17 protein-coding genes are annotated in these 15,296 nt (G+C 74.8%); 5 read left to right on the forward strand and 12 right to left on the reverse strand.

Going from position 1 to position 15,296, the window contains the following annotated elements; translation table 11 throughout:
- Nucleotides 1-9: 9 nt before the first annotated feature.
- Nucleotides 10-960: a terpene synthase family protein gene (locus GA0070621_RS15220; RefSeq protein WP_091196059.1), complete on the forward strand. Its 951-nt coding sequence runs from the start codon at nt 10-12 to the stop codon at nt 958-960.
- Between the two features lie 143 nt (nt 961-1,103).
- Complete coding sequence (locus GA0070621_RS15225; RefSeq protein WP_091196062.1) at nt 1,104-2,930, forward strand: AMP-dependent synthetase/ligase; 1,827 nt, start codon at nt 1,104-1,106, stop codon at nt 2,928-2,930.
- A gap of 168 nt (nt 2,931-3,098) precedes the next feature.
- Here the strand turns inward: GA0070621_RS15225 and GA0070621_RS15230 are convergent, their stop codons facing one another.
- Nucleotides 3,099-4,412 (reverse strand): low temperature requirement protein A, encoded by a 1,314-nt coding sequence (locus GA0070621_RS15230; RefSeq protein WP_167666938.1) that lies wholly within the window; start codon nt 4,410-4,412, stop codon nt 3,099-3,101.
- A gap of 62 nt (nt 4,413-4,474) precedes the next feature.
- A complete protein-coding gene (gene yczR / locus GA0070621_RS15235; protein ID WP_091196064.1) occupies nt 4,475-5,932 on the reverse strand; it encodes a MocR-like transcription factor YczR in 1,458 nt (485 codons plus the stop codon).
- Nucleotides 5,933-5,990: 58 nt separating this feature from the next.
- On the opposite strand from yczR, the gene yczE reads away from it, so the two are divergent.
- Both yczE and GA0070621_RS15245 read left to right on the forward strand, forming a co-directional pair.
- The gene (gene yczE / locus GA0070621_RS15240) at nt 5,991-6,665 is read left to right on the forward strand and encodes a membrane protein YczE (protein WP_091196067.1); all 675 of its coding nucleotides are present in this window, start codon (nt 5,991-5,993) and stop codon (nt 6,663-6,665) included.
- A 140-nt stretch (nt 6,666-6,805) separates the two neighbouring features.
- Nucleotides 6,806-7,267, forward strand: coding sequence for a hypothetical protein (locus tag GA0070621_RS15245; RefSeq protein WP_091196070.1), 462 nt, complete (start codon nt 6,806-6,808; stop codon nt 7,265-7,267).
- Nucleotides 7,268-7,382: 115 nt separating this feature from the next.
- Here GA0070621_RS15245 and hisF read toward each other — a convergent pair whose 3' ends face one another.
- From hisF to hisD, 9 genes are all read right to left on the reverse strand, one after another.
- The gene (gene hisF, locus GA0070621_RS15250) at nt 7,383-8,150 is read right to left on the reverse strand and encodes an imidazole glycerol phosphate synthase subunit HisF (protein WP_091196073.1); all 768 of its coding nucleotides are present in this window, start codon (nt 8,148-8,150) and stop codon (nt 7,383-7,385) included.
- Between the two features lie 91 nt (nt 8,151-8,241).
- A complete protein-coding gene (locus tag GA0070621_RS15255; protein WP_091196076.1) occupies nt 8,242-8,634 on the reverse strand; it encodes a RidA family protein in 393 nt (130 codons plus the stop codon).
- A complete protein-coding gene (gene priA / locus GA0070621_RS15260) occupies nt 8,631-9,359 on the reverse strand; it encodes a bifunctional 1-(5-phosphoribosyl)-5-((5-phosphoribosylamino)methylideneamino)imidazole-4-carboxamide isomerase/phosphoribosylanthranilate isomerase PriA (protein ID WP_091196079.1) in 729 nt (242 codons plus the stop codon). Before priA ends, GA0070621_RS15255 begins: the two co-directional genes overlap by 4 nt.
- Before the next feature lie 15 nt (nt 9,360-9,374).
- Entirely contained in the window at nt 9,375-9,698 is a 324-nt protein-coding gene (locus GA0070621_RS15265; protein WP_091196082.1) for a hypothetical protein, read from the reverse strand.
- A 73-nt stretch (nt 9,699-9,771) separates the two neighbouring features.
- Nucleotides 9,772-10,395, reverse strand: coding sequence for an imidazole glycerol phosphate synthase subunit HisH (gene hisH / locus GA0070621_RS15270; RefSeq protein WP_091196084.1), 624 nt, complete (start codon nt 10,393-10,395; stop codon nt 9,772-9,774).
- A complete protein-coding gene (locus GA0070621_RS30015) occupies nt 10,395-10,565 on the reverse strand; it encodes a hypothetical protein (protein ID WP_167666939.1) in 171 nt (56 codons plus the stop codon). Before GA0070621_RS30015 ends, hisH begins: the two co-directional genes overlap by 1 nt.
- Nucleotides 10,565-11,176, reverse strand: coding sequence for an imidazoleglycerol-phosphate dehydratase HisB (hisB, locus tag GA0070621_RS15275; protein WP_091196087.1), 612 nt, complete (start codon nt 11,174-11,176; stop codon nt 10,565-10,567). Before hisB ends, GA0070621_RS30015 begins: the two co-directional genes overlap by 1 nt.
- Before the next feature lie 53 nt (nt 11,177-11,229).
- Nucleotides 11,230-12,303 carry a histidinol-phosphate transaminase gene (locus GA0070621_RS15280; protein ID WP_091196091.1) on the reverse strand — a complete coding sequence of 358 codons (1,074 nt, stop codon included), beginning with the start codon at nt 12,301-12,303 and terminating at the stop codon, nt 11,230-11,232.
- Nucleotides 12,300-13,622 (reverse strand): histidinol dehydrogenase, encoded by a 1,323-nt coding sequence (hisD, locus tag GA0070621_RS15285; protein WP_091196094.1) that lies wholly within the window; start codon nt 13,620-13,622, stop codon nt 12,300-12,302. Before hisD ends, GA0070621_RS15280 begins: the two co-directional genes overlap by 4 nt.
- A 107-nt stretch (nt 13,623-13,729) precedes the next feature.
- Between hisD and GA0070621_RS15290 the strand changes: the two genes are divergently transcribed.
- Nucleotides 13,730-14,419 (forward strand): LON peptidase substrate-binding domain-containing protein, encoded by a 690-nt coding sequence (locus GA0070621_RS15290; RefSeq protein WP_091196097.1) that lies wholly within the window; start codon nt 13,730-13,732, stop codon nt 14,417-14,419.
- On the opposite strand, the gene GA0070621_RS15295 is transcribed toward GA0070621_RS15290, so the two are convergent.
- Entirely contained in the window at nt 14,385-15,290 is a 906-nt protein-coding gene (locus GA0070621_RS15295; protein ID WP_091196099.1) for a DUF2567 domain-containing protein, read from the reverse strand. The genes GA0070621_RS15290 and GA0070621_RS15295 overlap by 35 nt on opposite strands.
- Nucleotides 15,291-15,296 lie beyond the last annotated feature (6 nt).

A 15,296-nucleotide genomic window follows, 5' to 3' on the forward strand; every position in this document is an offset into this window, starting at 1 on the left:
GGGCCAGGGATGCGGAGCTTCGCGGTCTCAGCACTACGCGAACCCCCCTTCCCGACACGTCGACACGCCGCCGTCGAACTGGTCGCCGCGCAGAGCGCCGAGTGGGTACGCGACCTGGGCCTGATCGACACCCCGGCGGGGATGCGCCGACTCTCCGGCGCCAGCCCGGCGGAGCTGGCCGGCCGAGCCTGCCCGGAGGCGCCGGTGTACGCGCTGCGCCTGCTCACCGACCTGATCTCCTGGCTGTTCGTGATGGACGACGCCTGCGACGAGGACGGCCTCGGCGCCAGCCCGACCCGGCTCGCCCCGACCGTCGCGGAGCTGCTGGAGGTGCTCGAACGGCACGGCGACCGGACGGTGGCGGCGCCGACCAAGGTCGGACCGCTCGGGGTCGCGCTGGACGACCTCTGCCGGCGGGTCCGCGCCCGGCAACGACCGGCCCTGCTGCTCCGCCTGGTCTCCGAGCTGCGGGAGTACCTGCTGGCGCTGTTGTGGGAGGCGGCGAACCGGGAGCACCGCCGGGTCCCCGGAGTGGCCGAGTACGTGCAGATGCGCCGGCACACCGGGGGTGCCCGGCCCAGCTTCACCCTCACCGACCTGGCCCACGACGGGCTGCCGGAGGCGGGCCGGTGGGCGGACCCGGCGCTGGTCGCCCTGGACGCCCTCGCCGCCGACCTGGTCTGTTGGTGCAACGACGTGTTCTCCTACGGCAAGGAGCGTTCCGGCACGCCGGACGCGCACAACCTGGTCGCCACGATCGTCGGCGAGACCGGGCAGGGCGAGGCGGTCGCGCTGCGCGCGGCGGCCACCCGCTTCAACGAGGGGCTGGCCGAGTACGCGACGCGGGAGGCGGCGCTGACCGCCGGGGCCGACGAGGCGGTCCGGGCGGTTCTCACCACCCGGCGGAACTGGATCCGGGCCACCTACGACTGGTCGCTGGCCGCGGCCCGGTACGCCTGACGGCGGCGGGCCCCGTCGCGGGCCGCCGGTCCGCGTGGAGGCGCCAGGGCTAGCCGCTGGCCGGGGACAGGCCATACTCTTCGGTAACCGCAAAGTGGCGTGACCCCCGTCACGTCCCTCCATCCCCGAAGGCGGCTACAGCGATGGCTCTCGATGTACCGTACCGTTCCATTCCCGACATGTTCCTCAAGCGCGTGGCGGCGACCCCCGACCGCCCCGCGTTCGGCCGCCCCGCCCCGGACGACTCCGGGCCGGTCTGGCTGAGCTGGGAGCAGGTCGGGCAGCGTGCCAAGGCCGTCGCGGCCGGCCTGCACGGGCTCGGTGTCGGCCCGGAGGACCCGGTGGCGATCCTGGCGAACACCCGGCTCGACTGGGTGATCGCCGACTTCGGCATCATGTGCGCCGGCGGGGCCACCACCACCGTCTACCCGACCACCGAGCCGGAGGACGCGACCTACATCGTCGCCGACTCCGGGTCGAGGGTGCTCTTCGCCGAGAACCCGGCCCAGGCGGCGAAGATCGCCGGCGCGGAGCTGCCGGCGCTGACCCACGTGGTGCTCTTCGACGGCGAGCCGGACCCGGCCGCCGCGGTCCCGCAGCTCACCCTGGCCGAGTTGGAGGAGCGGGGCGGGCAGGCCCTGGCCAACGAGCCGGATCTGATCGACATGCTGGTCGCCGGCATCGGCCCGGACCACCTGGCCACCCTGATCTACACCTCGGGCACCACCGGCCGGCCGAAGGGCGTCGAGCTGCTGCACGGCGGCTGGTGCTGGGAGGGCGTGGCGCAGGCCGAGCTGGACCTGCTACGCGAGGACGACCTCCAGTACCTCTGGCTGCCGCTGTCGCACTCGTTCGGCAAGACGCTGCTCTGCGGCGTCACCCACCTCGGGCTACCCACGTACGTCGACGGTCGGGTGGACAAGCTGGTCGAGCTGCTCGCCGTGGTCCGGCCGACGCTGATGTGCGGCGCCCCCCGGGTCTTCGAGAAGGTCTACAACAAGGCGGTCACCACGGCCCAGGACGCCGGCGGCGCGAAGGCGAAGATCTTCGGCTGGGGCGTCGCGGTGGGCAAGGAGAAGGTCGCCCTGGAGCAGGCCGGCCGGCCACTGCCGATCGGGCTGAGGCTGCGGTACGCGGTGGCCGAGAAGCTGGTCTTCAGCAAGCTCCAGGCCCGGCTCGGCGGCCGGATCCGGGTGCTGGTCTCCGGCGCGGCGCCGCTCAGCCAGGAGATCGCCACCTTCTTCGCCGCCGCCAACCTGCCCATCTCCGAGGGGTACGGCCTCACCGAGACCAGCGCCGGCAACTTCGTCAACCCGCCCGACGGACTGCGCATCGGCACCGTGGGCCGGGCGATGGGCGACCTGGAGTGCCGGATCGACACCGACGGCGAAATCCTGGTCCGCGGTCGGCCGGTGATGCGCGGATACCACAACCTGCCCGAGGAGACCGCCGCCGCGTTCACCGAGGACGGCTTCTTCCGTACCGGGGACATCGGCAGCCTCGACGACGACGGCTACCTACGGATCACCGACCGGAAGAAGGACCTGGTCAAGACCTCGGGCGGGAAGTACATCGCGCCGTCGCACATCGAGGGCATGTTCAAGGCGATCTGCCCGTACACCTCGCAGGCGGTGGTCGTCGGGCAGGCCCGCAACTACTGCACCATGCTGGTCACCCTCGACCCGGACGCGATCCGGGGCTGGGCGGCCGGCGGCCCCCTCGACGGCCGCGACTACGCCGACATCGTCACCTCGCCGGAGGTGCGGGCGATGGTCGAGGGCTACGTGGCGGAGCTCAACGCCAGGCTCAACCGCTGGGAGACGATCAAGAAAGTGGCGGTCCTCCCCCGCGATCTCACCATCGAGGACGGCGAGATCACCCCGTCGCTGAAGATCAGGCGCCGGAGCGTGGAGAGCAACTTCGCCACCGAGATCGAGCAGATGTACGCGGGCACCCTCGCCGAGCTGTAGCTCCGACAACTCCAGCTCGGCGCGTCTGGCGCCGCGCCGCGACCTGGAGCCGTCGTCCGACAACTCCAGCTCGGCGCGTCTGGCGCCGCGCCGCGACCGTCGTCCCGCGCCCGGCGGCGGCCGTGCCCCTCCGTCCCGGGGCACGGCCGCCGCCGCTTCCGGCGCCGGTCACAGGTGCTGCCGTCGCCACCGGCTCTGCTCCTCCTCGATGGCGACCTGCTCGTCCAGCGCGAGCTGCCTGATCCGCCGCCGCCGGCCGTCCTCCCGCATCGTCTCCACGGCGGTGCCCGCGACGCAGAGCACCGCCAGCACCACCACCGCCAACAGCTCCGGCAGCCGGGCCGCCCCCGGCGCGACCAGGACGATCGCCGCCACCGCCCCCAGCAGCGGCCAGCGCACGCTGCGCAGCACCAGCAGCGCGCAGGCCGCGAGACTGAGCAGGAAGAGGCCGACACCGCCGTAGAGGACGGTGATCCAGAAGGCGCCGAGCGCTTCCCCCCAGGCCGGTGTCCCGGGTGCCGCCGCCTCGGCGAGCATGTCCTTGACCCCGAGCGCGAAGAAGATGATCCCGGCGATCATCGGCATGTGCAGGTAGGTGTACGCGTTGCGGGCCAGCCGGGCCCGGGCGCCCGGCTCCCGGGTGCGGTGCAGCGTCTGCTCCGCGCCGAGGGAGAAGGTGTCGAAGTACGCCCACCAGAGCGCGGCGGCGATCGCGACACCGAGCACGGCGGCGGTGATCACCGGGCCGGTCAGTGGCAGGGCGCTGATGGACTTCGCACCGAGACCGAGCGCGATGATCGACTCGCCGAGCGCGATCAGGATCATCAGGGCGTGGCGTTCCGCCCAGTGCCCGGCGGAGATCACCGCCCAGTACGAGCTGCCCAGCGCGACCCCCGCCCCGTACTCCACCAGCACCGCCGCCGTCCAGAGGCCGAGCTGGAGCACCACCGCCACGGTACGGTCGCCGAGCCGCGGCGGCACCTGCCCGGCGGTGAGCAGCAGCACCGTGGCGATCACCGGCAGCGCGGCGAGCAGCAGCCAGCGCCGGAACGCGGCCGGGTCGGTCCGGGCCACCCAGCCGAAGATCGCCAGCTGCGCGGCCCGGACCAGGAAGTAGCAGACGGCGAAGACGATCGGCCCGTTCAGCCCGCCGGGCTGGTCGACGAACGCCCCCGGGATGCTCAGCACCAGCAGGAAGGCGGAGGCCACGGTGACGAAGCCGACCAGCGGCAGCACGCCCTGGTCGGCGCGGACCATGTTGCCGAGTCCGGCGAACCCGGTCCAGCACCACCAGAGCAGCGCCAGCACCAGCAGCGCCCGGAACAGGTTGCCCCAGGAGGGATGCTCCACGGTCAGGCTGGTGACGTTGAGGAACGCGAAAACGAAGACCAGGTCGTAGAAGAGTTCCAACCGGGTCGTCCGGGACCCCGGCGCGCCCGGCCGGACCGCACTCGCCCACCGGCTGCCGCCACCATTCCCCACCTGCGCAGTCTCCCAGCCGGCCCGGCCCGGCGAGCGCGATCCGGGCAGCTCGGCGTAGCCGGTCAGGCGATGACGGACGGCTCCCGCCACTGCGAGCGGCCGGCCCGGTCCAGGTCGTAGCGGACCGCGGCGAGCCGGCCGACCGCCTCCACCAGGTCGGCGGCGGGCAACGTGAAGGGCAGCCGCAGGAACCGTTCGAGGGTGCCGTCCAGGCCGAACCGGGGTCCGGGCGCCAGGCGTACGCCGACCTCCTCGGCCGCCCGGGCCAGGGCGCTGGAGATCGGACCGTCCAGCTCGGCCCAGAGCGTGACCCCGCCGCGCGGCACCGCGAACCGCCAGTCGGGCAACCGCTCGGCCAACGCCCCGACCAACGCGTCCCGCTGGGCGACGAGCTGGTTCCGCCGCGCGGTCACGATGCTCGTCGCCTCGGCCAGCAGGTGCACCGCGACGAGTTGGTCGAGCACCGGACTGGCCATGTCGACGCCGACCCGCGCGGCGGCCAGCCGCTGCACCTGCGGGGCGGACGCCCGGACCCAGCCGATCCGCAGCCCACCCCAGTACGGCTTGCTCATCCCGCCGATGCTGATCACCCGCGAGTGCCGGTCGAACAGGGCGACCGGCGGCGGCAGCGGGGCCCCGTCCAACGGCAGGTCCACGAAGGACTCGTCGATGACCAGGTCAGTCCCGGCGGCGTGCGCGACGCCGACGAGCCGCTCGCGCAGCTCGGCCGCCATCAGGTGGCCGGTCGGGTTCTGGAACTCGGGAATCAGGTACGCCAGCTTCGGCCGGGTCTGCCGGATGCTGCCCAGCAGCAGGTCGGCGTCCCAGCCGGCGCCGTCGGTGGCCAGGCCGTGGGTGGTGATCCGGGCGCGGCGGGCGGAGAGCGCGGCGAGGGCGTTGGGATAGGTCGGGGACTCCACCAGCACCGCGCCGCCGGGCGACAGGGCAAGCCGCAGCACGAGGTCCAGCGCATGCTGGGTGCCGCTGGTGACCATGATCTGCTCGGGGCTGGTCGGCAGCCCCCGCCCGGTGTACGCGTGGGCCACCGCCTCGCGCAGCTCGATGATGCCGGTCGGGTGGTACCCGGCCCCACCGAGGTAGCGCGGCAGATCCTCGGTGGCGGCCCGGGCGGCGGCCACGAGCTGCGGCGGCGCGGCGAGCGCGGCCACCCCGAGGTCGATCATGTCCCGGTCGTCGAGCGGGGTCCAGAGCCCGGTGCTGGCGACCCGGTGGGTGCCGGGCAGCATGGTCCAGCTCCCGGCGCCCCGGCGGCTGGCCAGGTGGCCGCTGTCCCGCAGCTCCCGGTACGCGGCGGTGACCGTGGTCCGGCTGATCCGCAGCGCCTCCGCCAGCTCCCGCTCGGCCGGCAGGCGTACCCCGAGGGCGAGCCGGCCGTCGGCGAGCAGGCCGCGCACGGCGGCGGCGAGCGCGGCGTAGTCGGGGCTGCGCCGCCGGCCGGGCAACGCGTGCCACTGACCGAGCAGCCGAGCCAATTGGATGCCACGCACCTGAGTAGTCATGGCCACCCCTCCGCAATTGGCTCTATCATCGGCAGGATTGGACCCTAGAGTGGCACGCATGGCTGCGATTGGCAATCTCCGGTACCGGCCGACCCGCCGGCTGACCCAGCTCTACGTCGGGCTCACCCTCTACGGCGTCAGCATGGCGTTGATGATCCGGTCCGGCCTCGGCCTCGACCCGTGGGACGTGTTCCACCAGGGCCTCGCCCGGCAGACCGGGCTCTCGTTCGGCACGGTCACCATCGCGGTCGGCGCCATCGTGCTGCTGCTCTGGATCCCGCTGCGACAACGCCCCGGCCTCGGCACGGTCAGCAACGTCGTGGTGATCGGCCTCGTGGTGGACGCCACCCTGGCCCTGCTGCCACCCGTCGGCGGGCTGCCGGCGCGAATCGGCACGCTGGCCGTCGGGATCATCGCCAACGGCGCGGCCACCGGGCTCTACCTGGGCGCGGCGCTCGGCCCCGGCCCGCGCGACGGTCTGATGACCGGGTACGTGGCCCGCCGCCCCGGCCGGTCGATCCGGCTGGTCCGGACCGTCATCGAGGTCACGGTGCTGGCGCTCGGCTGGCTGCTCGGTGGCAAGGTCGGCATCGGCACCGTCGCGTACGCGCTCGCCATCGGGCCGCTCGCCCAGCTGTTCATCCCGCTCTTCGCGCTGCCGGCGCAGCCGGTCGGGTCCACCGTGGAGCCGACGATCGGCCGCGCGCCCGGGCCGGCCGGCGAGGCGGCGTGACCCCCGTTCGGCTACGTACCGTAGCCCCGGCGGTGCCGACGGCCAGGAAATGGGACGGCCGGCACGTCGATGAGCTGCGCTGACACGGTTCGACGAAACCGGGTGTTTCCTCCGCCGTCGACGCCGGGCAGAATTCCCACATGGGGGAGAACGGATGGCGTAGGACCGACGCCTGGATCTTCGTCGCACTGGTGATCGCGAGCGGTGCCGGCCGGCACCGCCGGTCGGCCGCCACGCGCCGGCCGGAGGGCGTCCGCCTCGCCGACGTCCTCTCCACCGCCGACCACCTCAACCGGTCCATTCCCGAACGGCACGAGGTGGAGGGCGCGGTCCGCCGGCTGGCCGGCGCCGGTCTGGTCAGCGTCTCCGACGGCTGGTTCCGGATCACACCGGACGGTGAACGGCTGTGGCGCACCCGGCCGAGCGCCGGGGTGGGGACCACTGTGGACACCGTCCAGGGCGTGCTGACCCGCCGGCACGCGCCGGGCCAGTCCGACTGGCACCTCGACGCGGACGACCACGCCGCCGCGGTCCAGGAGTACGCGGTCCGCTCGATCCCGATGCCGCGCCGCTCCCCCGAGGGCCACTCCGGCCGGGCCTGACCTCGGGCTGGCACCACCAGATCGGCGGTCCCGCGGTGTCCGGGCCGGCACGACACCACCACGTCGCCGATCCGATCACGGCGGGACCGGGGCCGGGGTCGCCCGACGGAACGGGTCAGCGCACCGGGTGGCCCGCGCCGCGCAGCGCGTCCTTGACCTCGCCGACGGTCAGCTCGCCGAAGTGGAAGACGCTCGCCGCGAGCACCGCGTCGGCGCCCGCGCCGATCGCCGGCGGGAAGTGCGCCACCGCGCCGGCACCACCACTGGAGATCACCGGCACCTCGACGACCTCCCGGACCGCCTGGATCAGCGGAAGGTCGAAGCCCGCCTTGGTGCCGTCGGCGTCCATCGAGTTGAGCAGGATCTCCCCCGCGCCCAGCTCGGCGCCGCGCCGGGCCCACTCGACCGCGTCGATGCCGGTGCCCCGGCGACCGCCGTGGGTGGTCACCTCGAAACCGCTCGGCGTGGTGCCGCCCGGCGCCCGGCGTACGTCGAGGGAGAGCACCAGCACCTGCCGGCCGAACCGGTCGGCGATCTCGGCGATCAACTCCGGCCGGGCGATCGCGGCGGTGTTCACCCCGACCTTGTCCGCGCCCGCCCGCAGCAGGGTGTCGACGTCGGCGACCGCCCGTACGCCACCGCCGACGGTGAGCGGGATGAAGACCGACTCGGCGGTGCGCCGGACCACGTCGAGCATGGTCCCCCGATCGCTGGACGAGGCGGTGACGTCGAGGAAGGTCAGCTCGTCCGCGCCGGCCCGGTCGTACGCCGCGGCCAGCTCCACCGGGTCACCGGCGTCGCGCAGGTCGAGGAAGTTGACCCCCTTGACCACCCGCCCGGCGTCCACGTCCAGACACGGGATCACCCGTACCGCCACCGTCATGCCGCGAGCCTATCCAACCCGTCCCGCCCGGCGGCCGGCCCGAGCGGGCCGACCGCCCGGAACGAGTCCCGCGTCACAGGCGGCTGGCGGATCAGCGGCCGGGGAGGTACGCCTCCAACTCGACCTCCACCAGGTGATCCGGGTCGATCAGCCCGGCCACGACCACCATCGTCGCCACCGGGCGGACCGCCCCGAACACGGCGTGGTGCGCCCGGCCCACCTCGTCGGCGTGGCTCCGGTCGGTCACGTACATCCGGGTTCGGACCACGTCGGCCGGCCCCGCGCCCACGTCGGCCAGCGCGGCCAGGCCGATCCGCAACGCCTCGGCGGTCTGCGCCGCCGCGTCCCCGACGTGCACCACCCGCCCGTCGACCGTGGCGGTGCAGCCGGCGGTGATCGCCAGGCGCCCGGCCCGGACCACCCGCGAGTAGCCGTACGCGGCCTCCCAAGGGCCGCCCGAGCCGAGCCGGGTGACGGCCGTCACCCGGCGGCCCGCAGCGTGGCGAGGGCCTCGGCCACGGTGAACGCCCCGGCGTAGAGCGCCTTGCCGGCGATCACGCCCTCCACGCCCACCGGCTCCAGGGTGGCCAGGGCGCGCAGGTCGTCCAACGTGGAGACGCCCCCGGAGGCGATCACCGGGGCGTCGGTGCGGGCGCAGACCTCGCGCAGCAGGTCCAGGTTCGGCCCGCGCATGGTGCCGTCCTTGGTGATGTCGGTGACCACGTACCGGGCGGCACCGGCCTTGTCCAGCCGCTCCAGCACCTCGTACAGGTCACCGCCCTCGCGGGTCCAGCCCCGGGCGGCGAGGGTACGGCCGCGCACGTCCAGCCCGATCGCCACCCGGTCGCCGTACTCGCCGCAGATCCGGTCGCACCACTGCGGGTCCTCCAGCGCGGCGGTGCCGATGTTGACCCGGGCCGCCCCGGTCGCGAGGGCGGCCCGCAGCGACGCGTCGTCCCGGATCCCGCCGGAGAGCTCCACCTTGACGTCCAGCTTCCCCACCACCTCGGCGAGCAGCTCGGCGTTGGCGCCCCGGCCGAAGGCGGCGTCCAGGTCGACCAGGTGGATCCACTCCGCGCCGTCGGCCTGCCAGGCGAGGGCCGCCTCCAGCGGGTCGCCGTACGCGGTCTCGCTGCCGGCGGCGCCCTGCACGAGCCGGACGGCCTGACCGTCGGCGACGTCCACGGCGGGCAACAGGGTGAGGCTCAAGCTCTTCTCCTCGTCTCAGGTACGGCGGTCCAGGGCGATCACCACGATCGCCGGCAGGACCAGCAGCAACAACACGACCAGCGCCAGCCGCAGCGCCAGGTCGTCGACAAAACTCCAGATGCCGGCCAGCGCCAGCCCGGTGAGCAGCACGATCGCGGCGCGCTCGCCCCGGGTGTGCCGGGCCAGCCGGCCGGTACGGCCGCGCCGCAGCGTCGGGGTCAGCCGGCGTACCACGGCCCGCCGCCACTCCCGGCGGGCCACCCGCCGCCGGCGGACGGCGCGTTCGGCCGCCAGCTGGGCCTCACGGGCCTCCCGGCGGCGGGCCCGCTCCTTGCTCACCGAGCCACCACGCCCGCGCCGAGCGCGGTCCCGCCGGTCACCGTGCCTCCCGACCGGGTGGCTCTCCCGGCGCTCACAGCGTCGCCAACCAGTTGCGCAGCAGGATCGCGCCGGTGTCGGCCGACTTCTCCGGGTGGAACTGGGTCGCCGACAGCGGACCCCGCTCCACGGCGGCGACGAACTCGGTCCCGTGCGTCGTGGTGGTCACCGCCGCCCCGGCCGCGGCCAGCCCGGTCGGGTCGGTCACCCCGTAGGAGTGGACGAAGTAGAACCGGGCGTCGGCCGGCAGCCCGGCGAGGAGCACCGAGCCCCGCGGCGGGTGGACCGTGTTCCAGCCCATGTGCGGCAACCGCTCGGCGGGCAGCCGGGTCACCCCGCCGGGCAGCAGCCCGAGCCCCTTGGTGACCACGCCGTGCTCGTCGCCGTGCTCGAAGAGCACCTGCATCCCCACGCAGATGCCGAGCACCGGACGGCCGGCGCCCACCCGCTCGGCGATGACCGGGCCGGCGCCCAGCGCCTCGATCCCGGCCATGCAGGCCGCGAACGCGCCGACGCCCGGCACCACCAGGCCCTCCGCCTCGGCGGCGGCGGTCAGGTCGTCGGTCACGGTGACGTCCGCGCCGGCCCGCTCCAGCGCGCGCTCGGCCGAGCGCAGGTTCCCCGAGCCGTAGTCGAGCACCACGATCCGCTTGCCCATCACGCCTCCCCGGGTAGCAGCCAGAGCAGCCCACCGGCGGTGGCCAGCGCGGCGAGCAGCCCGGTGATCACCACAGCAGCGCGCGACGCCCCCTGGCGGTAGAGCGACCACGTCCCGCCGACCAGCACCCCGGCCAGGATCAGCAGCAGCGTCGGCAGTACCGCCTTCATCACAACGCACCCTTCGTGCTGGGAATCGCGCCCCGCGCCCGCGGGTCGATCGCGGTGGCCTCGCGCAGCGCCCGGGACACCGCCTTGAACTGGGCCTCGACGACGTGGTGGGCGTCCGGGTGGCCACCGGGACGGGCCGCCCGCAGCACGTCGACGTGCAGGGTGATCCGGGCGGCCTGGCCGAACGACTCCCAGATGTGCCGGGTCATGCTGGTCGGATAGACCGGCCCGATGTACGGCGCGAGCGCCGGCTCGTCGTGCACCACGTACGGCCGCCCGGAGAGGTCGACCGCGGCCCGGACCAGGACCTCGTCCATCGGGACGGTGGCCGAGCCGTACCGCCGGATGCCGGCCTTGTCGCCCAGCGCCTGGTCGAACGCGGCGCCCAGGGCGAGCGCGGTGTCCTCCATGGTGTGGTGGGCGTCGATCTCCAGGTCACCGACGGTGTGCACGGTGAGGTCGAAGCCGCCGTGCCGGGCGATCTGGTTGAGCATGTGGTCGTAGAAGCCGACGCCGGTCTCGATGTCGGCCTTGCCGGTGCCGTCCAGGTCGATCTCGACGAGGACCTTGGTCTCCTTGGTGACCCGCTCGATCCGGGCGGTGCGACTCATTGCCTGCCTTTCGATCGCGGCTGCGGGCCTCGTCCGCCGCACTCCACGCGCGCTCACGAGAGCTTCTCCACGGCGGCGAGGAAGGCGTCGGTCTCGGCGGGGGTGCCGGCGGTGACCCGCAGCCAGCCGGGCAGGCCGACGTCGCGGACCAGAACGCCGGCATCGAGCAGGGTGCGCCAGGCGGTGGCCTGGTCGCCGCCGACGGAGAAGAGCACGAAGTTGGCGTCGCTGTCGGCGACCCGGTGGCCCCGGGCGCGCAGCTCCGCCACGATCCGGTCGCGCTGCGCCATGATCGCGGCGACCGTGCCGAGCAGGGCGTCGCGGTGCGCGAGGGCCGCGCGGGCGGCGGCCTGGGTGAGCGCGGAGAGATGGTACGGCAGCCGCACGAGCTGCACCGCCCGCACCACCGCCGGATCGGCGGCCAGGTAGCCGAGCCGCCCGCCGGCGAAGCCGAACGCCTTGCTCATCGTCCGGGTGACCACCAGCCGGGGGTGGCCGGGCAGCACGGCGAGCGCGCTGACCGTGCCGGGCCGGGCGAACTCGGCGTACGCCTCGTCCACGATCACCATGCCGGGCGCCTCGTCGAGCACGGCGGCGACCACGGCCGGGTCGAGCGCGGTGCCGGTCGGGTTGTTCGGCGAGCAGAGGAAGACCACGTCGGGCCGGTGCGCCCGGACCTGGGCGACCGCCTCGTCGGCGGTGAGACCGAAGTCGACGCCCCGCTCGGCCGGGACCCAGCCGGTGCCGGTGCCGAGCGCCAGCAGCGGGTGCATCGAGTACGCCGGGGTGAAGCCGAGCGCGGTGCGCCCCGGACCGCCGAACGCCTGGAGCAGCTGCTGCTGGATCTCGTTGGAGCCGTTGGCCGCCCAGACCTGGTCGACGGTGAGCCCGTGGCCGAGGTACGCCGCCAGGTCGGCGCGGAGCGCCACCGCGTCCCGGTCCGGGTAGCGGTTGAGGTCGCGCAGCTCGGCCGCGAGGGCCTTGGCGATCGCGTCCACCACCGGCTCGGGCACCGGGTAGGAGTTCTCGTTGGTGTTCAGCCGGACCGGCACGTCGAGCTGCGGCGCCCCGTACGGGGTGAGCCCGCGCAGGTCGTCCCGGATCGGCAGGTCGTCGAGGGTCGTCACGCGATCTCTCCCGCGAAACGGACGCTGACCGCCTGGCCGTGCGCCGGCAGGTCCTCGACGCCGGCCAGGGTGACCACGTGCGGGGCGACCTCGCGCAGCGCGTCCTGGGTGTATTCGACCAGGTGGATGCCGCGCAGGAAGGACTGCACGGAGAGCCCGGAGGAGTGCCGGGCGCAGCCGCCGGTGGGCAGCACGTGGTTGGAGCCGGCGCAGTAGTCGCCGAGCGACACCGGCGACCAGGCGCCGACGAAGATCGCCCCGGCGTTGCGTACCCGCATCGCCCAGTCGCGGGCGTGCTCGGTCTGGATCTCCAGGTGCTCGGCCGCGTACGCGTCGACCACCCGCAGGCCCGCCTCGAGGTCGTCGACGAGGACGACGCCGCTCTGCTCGCCGCGCAGCGCGGTGGTGATCCGCTCGGCGTGCTTGGCCGCCGGCACCTGCCGGGCCAGCTCCGCGTCGACCGCGTCGGCGAGCGCCACCGACGGGGTGACCAGCACGCTGGCGGCGAGCGGGTCGTGCTCGGCCTGGCTGATCAGGTCGGCGGCGACGTGCGCCGGGTCGGCGGTGTCGTCGGCGAGGATGGCGATCTCGGTGGGGCCGGCCTCGGCGTCGATGCCGACCACCCCGCGCAGCAGCCGCTTCGCGGCGGTGACCCAGATGTTGCCCGGCCCGGTGACCAGGTCGACCGGCGCGCAGCGCTCGGCCCCGTCCGGGTCGACGGTCGCGCCGTACGCCAGCATGGCCACCGCCTGGGCGCCGCCGACCGCGTAGACCTCGTCGACGCCGAGCAGCGCGCAGGCGGCCAGGACCCGCTGGTCGGGCAGGCCGCCGTTGTCCTGCTGGGGCGGGCTGACCACCACCAGCGAACGGACGCCGGCCGCCTGGGCGGGGACCACGTTCATCACCACGGTCGACGGGTACATGGCCAGGCCGCCGGGGACGTAGAGGCCGACCCGGTCGACCGGCACCCAGCGCTCGGTCACCGTGCCGCCCGGCACCACCTGGGTGGTGTGGTCGGCGCGGCGCTGGTCGGCGTGCACCCGCCGGGCCCGGCTGATCGACTCCAGCAGCGCGGCGCGGACCTGCGGGTCGAGCGTCCCCTCGGCGGCGCGGATCGTCTCCACCGGCACCCGCAGGCGCTCCGGGGACACGCCGTCGAACCGTTCGCTCGCCTCCCGGATCGCCCGGTAGCCATGCTCCCGGACCGCCTCCACCAGCGGACGGATCCGCTCGACGGCCACCGACACGTCGAGCTGGGCACGGGGCAGCAGGCGGCGCGGGTCGTGGGTCGCGCCGCGCAGGTCGATCCGAGTCAACACCCCTGCGAGTCTAGGCGGGCCGGCGCCGGGCCGACCGGCGCCGCCCGCACGGCGGGACGGTGAGCCGGGACACGCCGCCCCGGCGCGGTCGGGCTACGCTCAACCGCGTGACCGCACGGCTGCCGGTGTTTCCGCTCGGGACGGTCCTCTTCCCCGGGCTGGTCCTCCCCCTGCACATCTTCGAGGAGCGCTACCGGGCACTGGTGCGCCACCTGGTCGGGCTGCCGGAGGGCGCGCCCCGGGAGTTCGGGGTGGTGGCGATCCAGGCCGGCTGGGAGGTGGCCCTCGGCGCGGAGCGGGCCGGACGCGAGGTGACCCTGCACGAGGTGGGCTGCACCGCCGAGCTGCGGCAGGTCACCGAGCTGGCCGACGGCGGCTTCGACATCGTCACGGTGGGCCGGCGGCGGTTCCGCATCGCCGGAGTCGACGAGGCCGCCGCGCCGTACCTGACCGCCGAGGTGGAGTGGCTGCCCGAACCGGCCGGCACCGACGAGGTCGCCGACCTGCTCGCCGCCCGGGTGATCTCGGTCTTCCGGCAGTACCTGGGCCTGGTCCGGCCGGATCCGCAGGAGATCTCCGAGCAGCTCCCGGAGGATCCCACCGTGCTGTCGCACCTGGTCGCCGCCACCGCCGCGCTGACCGTCGCCGACCGGCAGCGCCTGCTCGCCATCGACGACACCGCGGCCCGGCTCCGGGCCGAGCTGCGGCTGCTCAACCGGGAGACGGCGCTGCTGCGCCACGTCCGGGCGGTCCCGGTCCCGCTCAACGAGCTGGCGGGTCCTCCGACGCCGAACTGAGCTCGGGGCCGACCGGTGGCCAGCCGCCGTCGTCGTCGGGCTCCGGACGCAGCGACGGCCACCGCGACCAGCCGGCCAGCAGGGTGTACGCCACGGCCACGCCGAACGCGGGCAGCAGCAGGTTGCCGTACGGCACCGGCAGCACGTGCAGATACCAGTCCACGCCGCCGGCCCGCAGGTCGGCCGGCTTGGTGAAGGCGGCCCCGTCCGGCGCGGTCTCCAGCAGCCGGTGGTAGGTGCCCAGCCCGACCCGGCGGCCGAGCTGCCAGGCCACCAGGGCCGCGCCGAGGCCGCCCAGGGCCCCGGCGAGCAGGCCCACCGGGCCGCGTCGGCGGCGCAGCAGGAACCACAGCGCGATCGCGGCGAGCACGCCGAAGCCGAGCCCGAGCAGGCTGAACCAGCCGTCGGCGGCGATCGGCTGTTCCGGCTGCGACGTGGCGTAGATGGCACCCTCGGCGGTCTTCCGCACCGGGGTGCCCGGCGCCACTGCCGCCCAGAGCAGCCCCAGTGGCGCACCCAGCCCGGTCAGCACGAGGGCCACGCCGAGCGTGATCCAGAGCGGCCGGCCCCGACCGGCGGCGGTGGACGGCTCACCGGGTGCCGCCCAGACGACGCCGGGAGGCCCGGCGAGCGGGTCCAGCCCGGGATGCCCGGCAAGTGGGTCCGCGCCGGGCGCGGGGACCGGGGTCCCGGCGGGCGCCGGCAGGCCGGCCGGCCATCCGGGGAGGTCGCCCGTGGCCGGCGACCCGTCGGTGGCCGGGTGGTCGGGGCCCGACGCGGGACGGTAGCCGCCCGCCGGACCGCCGGACAGGCGGTCGGCGGGGCCGGGACGGTCGGCGTCCCGCTCGGGATCAGGGGTGTCCGGACTCACCCGGTG

Origin of the sequence: Micromonospora narathiwatensis (genome assembly GCF_900089605.1) — a bacterium.
In the GTDB taxonomy this organism is placed as follows: Bacteria; Actinomycetota; Actinomycetes; order Mycobacteriales; family Micromonosporaceae; genus Micromonospora; species Micromonospora narathiwatensis.

Coding starts and splice junctions, on each gene's coding strand:
- hisH (WP_091196084.1), bottom strand. CDS start 10,395: ATGGGCAAGCGGATCGTGGTGCTCGACTACGGCTCGGGGAACCTGCGC.
- yczR (WP_091196064.1), bottom strand. CDS start 5,932: ATGACTACTCAGGTGCGTGGCATCCAATTGGCTCGGCTGCTCGGTCAG.
- GA0070621_RS15220 (WP_091196059.1), top strand. CDS start 10: ATGCGGAGCTTCGCGGTCTCAGCACTACGCGAACCCCCCTTCCCGACA.
- hisF (WP_091196073.1), bottom strand. CDS start 8,150: ATGACGGTGGCGGTACGGGTGATCCCGTGTCTGGACGTGGACGCCGGG.
- yczE (WP_091196067.1), top strand. CDS start 5,991: ATGGCTGCGATTGGCAATCTCCGGTACCGGCCGACCCGCCGGCTGACC.
- hisB (WP_091196087.1), bottom strand. CDS start 11,176: ATGAGTCGCACCGCCCGGATCGAGCGGGTCACCAAGGAGACCAAGGTC.
- GA0070621_RS15225 (WP_091196062.1), top strand. CDS start 1,104: ATGGCTCTCGATGTACCGTACCGTTCCATTCCCGACATGTTCCTCAAG.
- GA0070621_RS15245 (WP_091196070.1), top strand. CDS start 6,806: ATGGGGGAGAACGGATGGCGTAGGACCGACGCCTGGATCTTCGTCGCA.
- GA0070621_RS30015 (WP_167666939.1), bottom strand. CDS start 10,565: ATGAAGGCGGTACTGCCGACGCTGCTGCTGATCCTGGCCGGGGTGCTG.